Here is a 10,096-nt window from a genome sequence, read left to right as displayed (position 1 = left end):
AACCGCCGGAATGACAGCACCCTCGTCGAGATCATCGCCGGGCAGGGGCGCACCGGGCCCACGGCCGCCACGAGCGCGGGCGAGCGCGCACCCACCCAGCCGCGCCGCCACCCGGACCGCGAGCGGCCCGCCGGACGGCAGGCAGGGCCGGGGAACCGCCCAGCTGTCGCCGTCGCCGCCATCAACGCCGACCACGCACACGCGCCGCGGCCGACGGCGCTGCGGCATGGGCCGCCGGCCTTTGTCGTCGCCGCCCTCCACCTCACGACCCGTCGGCCCGCCGCCCGGCCGGAGGCCGGGAGCGGGGTACCTGCCCAGCCGCCTACCTGGACCGCGAGCGGCCCGCCGGACGGCAGGCAGCGCCCGGGAACCGCCCCGCTCGCTCCGTCGCCGCCCTCTCCGGGGACCACCCGCACGCGCTGCGCCCGACGACGCTGCGCCGAGGGCCGCTGACCTGTCCTCGTCGCCGCTGACCACGCCACACCCTGACGACCTGCCGCCCGACCGAGGCCCGGAGCGGGGTACCAGTCGAGCCGCCTGCCCACCCGGACCGCGAGGAACCTGACGGACGGCAGGCAACGCCCGGGAACCGCCCGGCTCGCTCCGTCGCCGCCAAGCCCGGTGACCACCCGCACGCGCCGCGGCCGACAACGCTGCAGGTAGGGCCGCTGGCCGTTGTCGTCGCCGCCTCCTACCTGACACTCCGCCGACCTGACGGTCGGCCGAGGCCCGGAGCGGGGGACCAGCTCAGCCACCCCCACCCGGACCGCGAGGAACCTGATGGACGGCAGGCAGGGCCGGGGAACCGCCCTGCTCTCTCCGTCGCCGCCCGATACGACGACGACGCACACGCCCGGCGGCCGACGACGCTGCGCCGAGGGCCGCTGCCCTTCCTCGTCGCTGCCGTTGCGACCTTGCACTCCGGCGGCCGGCCGCCCGGGCAGAGCCCGCAAGCGGGGTACCTGCTGGGCCGAATGGCTACCGGGACACCGAGGGGACCGGCGACCTGCACCACCACGTGCCCTTGGGGTGGGGTGGGCCCGCCAAGCAGCAGCGACCATGCACCCACGGACGGTGGGGATAGAACCCGAACCCCAACCGCCTGAACGCCGATCAAGGAAAACCGCCCACGCTCCCCCAGCGCCCGCCGCCGCCCGATACGGCGAGCGCGCACACGCCCGGCGGCCGACAACACTGCCGCACGGGCCGCCCGACCCTCGTCGTCGCCGCTCTCCACCTGCCGCCCGGCTTAGGCCCGTCCGCGCGGGGGACCCACCCATCCGTTCGCCGCTATCGCGGGACCAAGGACGCCTCCTCCAAGGACCGGCCCCTGCCCTCTGCGTGCAGGGCGGTGAACCTCTCCTCGCCCAGGGCCGCCCGGGCTGCGGCGGTGATGCGGTCGACGTCGAACCTCTCTGGGGCCGGCTGGGGCGCCCCCGCGGCCTCGCGGGCCGCCTGGGCCGTTCCCAGCAGGCGGGCCGCGTTCTCGGCCGCCCCCTCCAGGACGTCGGTGCCGGCCAGCCCCTCCAGGGCCTGGGCCACCGCGCGCGGGTCCCCCGTGGCCCTGGACGCCTCCAGCCCCTCCATGTGCAGCCGCCGGGCCTCCGCCGCGTCGCCGCGCATCTCCGCAGCGAACCCCAGCTCCGCCAGGACCGACGCCCGCCCCGCCTGGTACCCCTCCTCCTCGTGCACCTCCAGCACCGGGCGCAGGTGCGCCTCCGCCTCCTCGAGGTCGCCCCGGCGCCGGGCCGCCATCCCCAGACCCCCCATGGCCAGCGTCGCCGGTCCGGTGCACCGGTCCGCACCCAGGCGGCTCAGCGCCTGCCGGTTGTAGCGGTCGGCGCCGGCCAGGTCGCGGGTGGCCAGCGCCAGCCGCCCGAGCCGCACCAGCTCCTCGGCGGCGGCCGCCCACAGCCCCGCCTCCTCTGCCGACCGCTGCGCCCGCTCCTGGCGGCGCCGGGCCTGCGCGTAGTCGCCTGCGATCGTCGCGAGCACGCCGAGCAGCCCCGCCCCGCGCGACTCGCCCCACGGGTCGCCGGTGCGCAGGAACAGCCGGTGGCACTCCTCGGCGTCCCTGCGCGCCGCGTCCAGCTCCCCCCGCCGCAGCAGGTCCCAGCCGCGCGCGTACAGCGCGAACGCCTTGCCCCACGTGTCGCCCAGTCCCGTGTACCCGTCCAGGGCCGCCTGGGCCAGCTCCCCCGCGCCGGGGACCCCGTCCGCGCCGTCCGAGAACGACGGCACCAGGGCGAGCAGGGTGCGCACCTCGGCCAGGTCCGCCCGCAGGTCCTCGGCCTCCAGAACGCTCAGCGCGGCACGCGCGTCGGCGGCCGACTCCTCCCCGCACCCGCACATCCGCCCGAGCACCGCCCTCCACCCCAGGGCGCGGGCCCGCAGCCCCTCCGGGGCCGGCCCGTCCGCCCCCAGGGCCAGGGTCAGGTCGTGCACCGCCTCGCCGTTGCGCCCCCGCAGGTACCGGTACCACCCCAGGGCCACGGCCAGGCGCAGCGCCGACCCGGCGTCGCCGTCCTCGACGGCGCGCTCCACCGCCGCCCCCAGGTTGGGGCCGCCCGCGTCCAGGTCCTCCAGGGCCCGGCGCTGGCCCGGCCCGTGCAGGCGCGCGGCGGCGTCCTCGGCGGCCGCGGTCCAGTGCGCGATGTGCAGGGCGCGGGCACTCCCGTCCTCCCCCGCCTCGGCGAGGCGCTCGCGCCCGTAGGCGCCGATGGTCTCCAGCAGCCGGTAGCGGGCGGTGCCGTCGGGCCGGTGCTCCACCTCGACCAGGGAGCGGTCCACCAGGCGGGCCAGCACCTCCCAGACGCGCTCGTCGCCCTCGCCCTCGCGCTCCCCGTAGGCCCCGGGGGCGGCCACCGCCTCGGCCGCCGCCGCGGGGAAGGGGCCCACCTGGACGCTGATCCGCCGCAGCACCGTGCGCTCCCGCCCGTCGAGCAGGTCCCAGCTCCAGTCGACCACCTCCCGCAGCGTCCGGCGGTGCTCTCGCGAGGCCGGGTCGGTGAGCACGCGGAACCGGTCGTCGAGGCGCTCGGCCAGCTCGGCCACGCCCATGCCGCGGATGCGGGTCGCGGCCAGCTTCACGGCCTTGGGCAGCCCGTCGAGGCGGCGGCAGATCGCCGCGACCGCGTCGACGTTGCGCCAGTCCAGCACGAACCCGGGTGCGGCGGCCGACGCCCGCTCGGCGAACAGCCGCACCGCGTCGTCGGGGGCGAGCACCGGCACCCGGTACAGCGACTCGCCGGGAACGCCCAGCGGCTCCCGGCTGGTGGCCAGCACCCTCAGCTCCGGGGCGGCGCCCAGCAGGCGCTCGACGAGCCGCCCGGCGGCGGCGCTCACCTGTTCGCAGTTGTCCAGCACCAGGAGGACGCGGCGGTCGCGCAGCGCCGTGGCGAGGCGGTCGGCGGCCGGCCGCATGCCCGGCTCCGTGCGCTCGTCGCGCAGCTCCAGGGCCGCCGCCACGTGCTCGGCGAGCCGCTCGCCCTCGGCGCCGACGCGGTCCCGCTCCGGCAGCTCCACCAGCCACACCCCGTCGGGGAAGCGGTCCCGGGAACGGTCCGCGACCTGCAGGGCGAGGGTGGTCTTGCCGACCCCGCCGGGGCCGGTGAGGGTGGTCAGCCGGACCGTGTCCAGCAGGGCGGTGATCCGGGCGGTGTCCTCGTCGCGCCCGACCGGCTCGATGATCGGCGCCGGGACATTGCCCTTGCGGGACGGCGGGCCGCCGTCCGCGGCCCCCTCGACCGACCGGTCGAGGATCTCGGCGTGCAGCCGCTCCAGTTCGGGGCCGGGGTCGACGCCGATCTCCTCGGCGAGCAGCGCCCGGAAGTCGCGGTAGCTTTCCAGGGCCTCCGCCTGGCGGCCGGACAGGTACAGGGCGCGCATGTGGGCGGCGCGCAGGCGCTCGCGCAGCGGGTGGGCGCGCAGCAGCGGGTCGAGGTCGCCGACGAGGGCGGCGTGCTCGCCCAGGGCCAGCCGGGCCTCGGCCAGCTCCTCGCGGGCGGCGGCGCGCCGCTCCTCCCAGCGGGCGACGGAGGCGGCGGCGAACGGGGCGTCGGCGTGGTCGGCCAGGGCGGGGCCGCGCCAGAGGCCGAGGGCCTCGTCGAGCGCGGCGGCGGCGTCGGCGGGGGCCGGGGCGCCGCGGGCGCGCTCCAGCAGGTCGGCGAACCGGTGGACGTCCAGCTCGCCCCGGGCCACACGGAGGCGATAGCCCGACGGGCCGGACTCCACGCGTTCGCGGGCGCCGGGCTCGGCCGCGTCCAGCGCCCGGCGCAGCCGGGAGACGGCGGTCTGCAGCGGCGCGGCCCCGGTGGGGGCGCCGGGGCCCCACAGGTCCTCCAGGAGCCGGTCGGCCGACACGGGTTCGCCCTCGGCCACCAGCAGGGCCGCGAGCAGGGCACGGACCTTCGCCCCGGGGACGGCGACCTGTTCCCCGTCGTCCGTGCGCACCTCGACCGGCCCCAGCACTCCGAATCGCATGGCACCAAGGCTAGGGCGTGCCGCGCGGGCGGTCCGTCGCGAGCGGCACCGCTCCGCGCCGATCCAGGGAGACCCGGCCCCAGCGGTCGTCGACGGTGAACACGCTCCGCCGCGGCGCGCCCCCGAGATGGCTCGCGCGGCCCCTCTCCCGGGATCACCGCGGCGACCTGCGCTGTCGCCCTTTGGCAAGCGGACGGCAAGCGCCCGGCGAGGCCCCTCCCGCACCTTGGGGTGTGCCGGGAGCGCGGACCCGCACCCCGCGCCCGGCCCAGACCACGACCACGAGCATCCCGAGAGGACCTGCCGTGCCCGGCTACTTCGACCCCGTCTCCATCGGCCCGCTCGAACTCCCCAACCGCCTGTTCATGGCCCCCATGACCCGCTCGCGGGCCAAGGGCGGGCTGCCCACCGAGCTCACCGCCGAGTACTACGCCCAGCGCGCCTCGGCCGGGCTCATCATCACCGAGGGGACCCAGCCCAGCGTCATCGGCCAGGGCTACATCGACACCCCCGGCGTGCACACCGCCGAGCAGGTCGCCGCCTGGCGCAAGACGACCGACGCCGTCCACGCCCGCGGCGGGCGCATCTTCCTCCAGATCATGCACAGCGGCCGGATCGGCCACCCCTCCCTCTACCCCGACGGCGCCCTTCCCGTGGCCCCCTCGGCCATCGCCTCCGGCGAGTCCCTCTTCGCCCCCGAGGGCATGCTGGAGCACCCCGTCCCGCACGAGCTGACCGCCGAGGAGATCGCCGCCACCGTCCAGGACTTCGCCGAGGCCGCCCGCAACGCCGTCGACGCCGGGTTCGACGGCGTGGAGCTGCACGGCGCCAACGGCTACCTCATCCACCAGTTCCTCGCCGACGGCAGCAACCGGCGCACCGACGCCTACGGGGGCTCCCCCGCTCGGCGGATGCGCTTCGCCCTGGAGACCGCGGCGGCCGTCGCCGAGGCGATCGGCCCCGAGCGGGTCGGGTTCCGCGTCTCCCCCGGCAACACCTTCAACGGCATCACCGAGAGCGACACCGCCGAGCTCTACCCGGCGCTGGCCCGCGAGCTCGCCCCGCTCGGCCTGGCCTACCTGCACGTCATGGAGGTCGGCGACCGGGCGGTCACCAAGGCGGTGCGCGACGCCTGGCCGGGCACGCTGCTGCTCAACCCCACCTCCGCCAGGGCCGAGGGGCGCCGCACCGTGGACGCGGGCGCCGACGCCCTCCAGGAGGGCCTGGCCGACGCGATCACCGTCGGCGGCGACTGGCTGGCCAACCCCGACCTGGACGTGCGCGTCCGCGCGGGCGGCCCGTTCAACGAGCCCGACCCCGCCACCGCCTACGGCGGCGACCACCGCGGGTACACCGACTACCCGCGCCTGGAGGACCGACCGACGCTGGAGGACTGACCGGCGGACGGCGCACGGGGGCGGCCGAGCGCGCTCAGCCGCCCCCGCCGCCCTGCCGCTCCTCCTCGGCGGTGCCCCCGGGCCCGACGATGAACGTGCGCTCCGGCGCGGCGGGCTCCCGCCGCCGCATGGCGATGCGCTCGCGCCGGTCCGGGCGGCCCTGTCCGGGGGCGCCGCCCGGGCCGCCGTCCGCGGCCCCCGCGAAGTGCAGCCGGCTGAAGGCCAGCGCCTCGGCCAGCTCCAGCTTGCGCGCCTCCCGGTCGGCCGCCTTGCGGGTGTTGACCTCCAGGACGATCTGCCCCTCGTACCCCGTGGTGGCCAGGTGCTCCAGCACCTCCGCGCACGGCTGCGCGCCGCGCCCCGGGATCAGGTGCTCGTCCAGGTTCTGCCCGCCGAACCCGTCGGCCAGGTGCACGTGGGACAGCCGCCCGCCCAGCCGCTTGGCCATGTCCATGGCGTCCGACCGGGACATCGCGGTGTGCGACAGGTCCAGCGTGACGTCCGGGTAGTCCCGGTCGAGCGGGTTCCAGCTCGGCGCGTAGGGGACGACCTCCCGGTCGCCCATGTGCACCGGGTACATGTTCTCCACGGCGAAGACCACGTCGGTCTCCTCCTGCATGCGGGCGATGCCCTCCTCGAAGGCCTTGGCGTACTCGCGCTGCCAGCGGAAGGCCGGGTGCACCACGATCGCGGTGGCGCCCAGCGCCTCGGCCATCGCCTTGGAGCGGACCAGCTTCTCCCACGGGTCGCGCCCCCACACCCGCTGGGTGAAGATCAGGCAGGGGGAGTGGACCGCGGTGACGGGGACGCCGTGGTAGTCGGAGAGCCGGCGCAGCATGTCGGTGTCCTGGCTGACCGGGTCGGAGGAGACCAGCACCTCGATGCCGTCGTAGCCGAGCTCGGCGGCGATCTCGAAGGCGGCGGGCGTCTTCTCCGGGAAGACCGAGGCGGTCGACAGGACCACCGGCGCGTCGGGGACCTCGATAGCGCTCACCCGATCAACCCTATGCGGTGGGGGGCCGGATTGGCCCGGGGGCCGTCGGCGCGGCTAGCCTGCCCGGGGTGAGAGCCGCACTTCAGGGGGCGATCCCCAGCCCCAACATCTGGCACAGCCCCGGCGTCTACGAGCTGGAGAACGCCGCCGTGGACCCGGACGGCCGCATCCGGGCCGCCATGGAGCGCATCCGCCCCATGGCCGGGGCGCGGGTGCTCGACATCGGCTGCGGCACCGGCTACCACCTGCCCGCCTTCGCCTCCGTCGCCGCGCACGTGACCGGGGTGGAGCCGCACGGGGAGCTGGCGGCGGCCGCCCGCGCCCGCACCGCCGGGCTGGACAACGCCGAGGTGCGCACCGGTGTGGCGCAGCGCCTGCCGGTGCCCGACGCGTCGGTGGAGGTGGCGCACGCCCGGTGGGCCTACTTCTTCGGTCGCGGCTGCGAGCCGGGGCTGCGCGAGCTGTCCCGGGTGATGCGCCGCGGCGGCGCGGCGTTCATCATCGACAACGACGCCTCCCGCAGCACCTTCGGCGGCTGGTTCCGCCGCTTCCTGCCCCGCTACGACCCGGACGACGTGGAGCGCTTCTGGGCCGCGCAGGGGTTCTCCCGGGAGCCGCTGGACATCCGGTGGCGCTTCGAGCGCCGGGCCGACTTCGAGGCCGTGGTGCGCATCGAGTTCCCGCGGGGCCTGGCCGACGAGATCATCGCGGCCCACCCCGGCCTGGAGGTCGACTACGCGGTCAACCTGTGGTGGCGCGAGTACTGACCGGGCCGCCGCCGACCGGGCCGCCCCCGGCGCGGTCCCCCCGTGCTCAGCGCTCATCGAAGGCCACCCCCGACCCGTCCGAGGACACCTCGACCACGGCCCGGTCCCCGGCCGCCGACACGCACTCGATGCCGCTGGAGGCCGAGGTCACCATCGTGTACTCGTCCATCTCGCACCGCACCTCCTCCTGTCCGGTGTGGTACCGGTAGCGCTCCTCGACCGCCGCCCGCGACACCGGCAGCCGCCCGGTCTCGTACTCGAAGGTCTCCGGGCCGGTCACGGTGACCTCGAAGACCGCCTCGTACCCCATGTAGGACGCCTCGCAGGAGCCGGTCGCTCCGTCCTCGGGGGCCAGGTCCCCGCACTCCACGGCCGACTCCGGGTCGTACTCCATCCCGAACGCGTTGACGAAGCGCTTGATCTCGTACTCCACCGACGCCGTGAAGTCGTCGGGCGGCGGCGCGGGCCCCAGGCTGCGCTCGTCGAAGACCGGCTCCTCGGCCGGGACCTGCCCGGTGCGGAACTCCCCGGCGGGGGGCTCGTCCTCCGGGGAGGCACCGCCGGAGGGGCCGTCCCCGGGCGGGGAGCCGTCCGGGGCGGACCCTCCCGGCGATTCGGGCGACCCGGACAGCGAGGGGCTCGGCACCGTCGGCGCCGCGCCGTCCCGGTCGGGCGGCAGCTCACCGTCCTTGAGATAGGCGACCAGGCCGCACGCGGACGAGGCGGCCACGGTGCCCGCGCAGGCCAGCGCCAGCGCCGCCCTTCGGGCCAGGGTTCTGATCGGGGGTTCCACGGCCGTCCTCTCCCAGGTGCCTCGTGCGCGCCCGCGCGCCGCGGCGCGCGCCGGGCGCCTGCCCGCACCCGGCCCTTCGCCCGGTCTGACTCACCTGTGCGCCGCCTGGTTCCGGATCCGTCCGCCCCGCCCGCCCGGGCGCCCGGGCTCCGTCCACAGGCCGCGCGGCCGGGCGCGTCCTGTCGTCCCGAGGGGCTAGCGTGCAACCATGGCGAAGAGCGCGAAGAGTTCCTTCCAGTGCACCGAGTGCGGCTGGACCACGCTCAAGTGGGTGGGCCGCTGCGGGGAGTGCCAGGCCTGGGGCACCGTCGAGGAGGCCGGGGCGCCCGCGCCGACCGCCGTGGCCCCCACCCGGGTGGCCACCGCCGCCCGCCCCATCACCGAGATCGACGTGGAGACCGCGCACGCCTCCCCCACCGGGCTCGACGAGCTGGACCGGGTGCTCGGCGGCGGGGTGGTCCCCGGCGGCGTGATGCTGCTGGCGGGCGAGCCCGGTGTGGGCAAGTCGACGCTGCTGCTGGAGGTCGCCGCGCTGTCGGCGGACGCGGGGCCGGTGCTCTATGTCACCGGCGAGGAGTCCACCGGCCAGGTGCGGCTGCGCGCCGAGCGGCTCGGGGCGCTGTCCCCCAAGCTCTTCCTCGCCGCCGAGACCACGGTCGGCGCGGTCGCCTCGCACGTGGACGCGGTCGCCCCGTCGCTGCTCATCGTCGACTCGGTGCAGACCATGAGCGCCCCGGAGGTGTCGGGCGTGCCCGGCGGCGTGACGCAGGTGCGGGAGGTGGCCGGGGCGCTGATCCGCATCGCCAAGGAGCGCGGCATCGCCACCGTGCTGGTCGGGCACGTCACCAAGGACGGCTCGATCGCCGGCCCCCGGATGCTGGAGCACCTGGTCGACGTGGTGCTGCAGTTCGAGGGCGACCGCCACTCCCGGCTGCGGATGCTGCGCGCGGTGAAGAACCGGTATGGGCCCACGGACGAGATCGGCTGCTTCGAGTTGGGCGAGGCCGGGATCATCGGCCTGCCCGACCCCAGCGGGCTGTTCCTGACCCGCCGCAACGAGCCGGTGCCGGGCACCTGCGTGACGGTCACCCTGGAGGGGCGCCGCCCGCTGATCGCCGAGGTCCAGGCGCTGGTCGCGCCGACCAACCTGCCGCAGCCGCGCCGGGCCACCTCCGGCCTGGACCAGGCGCGGGTGAACATGGTGCTGGCGGTGCTGGAGCGGCGGGCCGGGGTGCGGCTGGCCAACGCGGACGTGTACCTGTCCACCGTGGGCGGGGTGCGGCTGGGCGAGCCGTCGGTCGACCTGGCGCTGGCGCTGGCGGTGGCCGGGTCGGCCCGGGACGAGGCGATGCCGCGCGGGCTGTGCGCCCTGGGCGAGGTCGGCCTGGCGGGCGAGGTGCGCGCGGTGGACGGCGTGGAGCGCCGCCTGATCGAGGCGCAGCGGCTCGGCTTCACCCGCGCGGTCGTGCCCCGGCACAGCGAGGTCCCGGTCGAGGGCATCGAGGTGGTCGGCGTCGACGACGTCTCCGAGGCCCTGACCGCGGCCCTGCCCGTCCGCCGCCGCCGCTCCGGCTGACGCACCCCGTCCTCGATCCCGGGAGAACGCCCCTACCGGGGCGGTTTTAGCGTCCTTTTCCCCGAGATCAACGAGGGGACGGCGGCG

The 10,096-nt window shown here is 76.8% G+C and carries 7 protein-coding genes; 3 read left to right on the top strand and 4 right to left on the bottom strand.

Annotation, left to right across the window (positions count from 1 at the left end; genetic code table 11):
* On the bottom strand, positions 1 to 228 hold a 228-nt coding region (locus tag O4J56_RS31245; protein WP_270690779.1), incomplete at its 3' end, for a hypothetical protein.
* 1,062 nt (positions 229 to 1,290) lie between these two features.
* Positions 1,291 to 4,482, bottom strand: coding sequence for a BTAD domain-containing putative transcriptional regulator (locus O4J56_RS31240; protein WP_270690778.1), 3,192 nt, complete (start codon positions 4,480 to 4,482; stop codon positions 1,291 to 1,293).
* Positions 4,483 to 4,787: 305 nt separating this feature from the next.
* On the opposite strand from O4J56_RS31240, the gene O4J56_RS31235 reads away from it, so the two are divergent.
* Positions 4,788 to 5,879: an alkene reductase gene (locus O4J56_RS31235; protein ID WP_270690776.1), complete on the top strand. Its 1,092-nt coding sequence runs from the start codon at positions 4,788 to 4,790 to the stop codon at positions 5,877 to 5,879.
* A 34-nt stretch (positions 5,880 to 5,913) separates the two neighbouring features.
* Here the strand turns inward: O4J56_RS31235 and O4J56_RS31230 are convergent, their stop codons facing one another.
* Complete coding sequence (locus O4J56_RS31230; RefSeq protein ID WP_270690775.1) at positions 5,914 to 6,873, bottom strand: sugar phosphate isomerase/epimerase family protein; 960 nt, start codon at positions 6,871 to 6,873, stop codon at positions 5,914 to 5,916.
* 149 nt (positions 6,874 to 7,022) lie between these two features.
* Between O4J56_RS31230 and O4J56_RS31225 the strand changes: the two genes are divergently transcribed.
* Positions 7,023 to 7,640 (top strand): class I SAM-dependent methyltransferase, encoded by a 618-nt coding sequence (locus O4J56_RS31225; protein ID WP_270690788.1) that lies wholly within the window; start codon positions 7,023 to 7,025, stop codon positions 7,638 to 7,640.
* A 46-nt stretch (positions 7,641 to 7,686) separates the two neighbouring features.
* Here the strand turns inward: O4J56_RS31225 and O4J56_RS31220 are convergent, their stop codons facing one another.
* Positions 7,687 to 8,433 carry a hypothetical protein gene (locus tag O4J56_RS31220; RefSeq protein ID WP_270690774.1) on the bottom strand — a complete coding sequence of 249 codons (747 nt, stop codon included), beginning with the start codon at positions 8,431 to 8,433 and terminating at the stop codon, positions 7,687 to 7,689.
* A gap of 208 nt (positions 8,434 to 8,641) precedes the next feature.
* On the opposite strand from O4J56_RS31220, the gene radA reads away from it, so the two are divergent.
* The gene (radA, locus tag O4J56_RS31215; RefSeq protein ID WP_270690773.1) at positions 8,642 to 10,009 is read left to right on the top strand and encodes a DNA repair protein RadA; all 1,368 of its coding nucleotides are present in this window, start codon (positions 8,642 to 8,644) and stop codon (positions 10,007 to 10,009) included.
* Positions 10,010 to 10,096: the final 87 nt, after the last annotated feature.

Origin of the sequence: Nocardiopsis endophytica (genome assembly GCF_027706725.1) — a bacterium.
Lineage (GTDB): Bacteria > Actinomycetota > Actinomycetes > Streptosporangiales > Streptosporangiaceae > Nocardiopsis_A > Nocardiopsis_A endophytica.
This window is presented reverse-complemented; position numbering and strand designations above follow the sequence as displayed.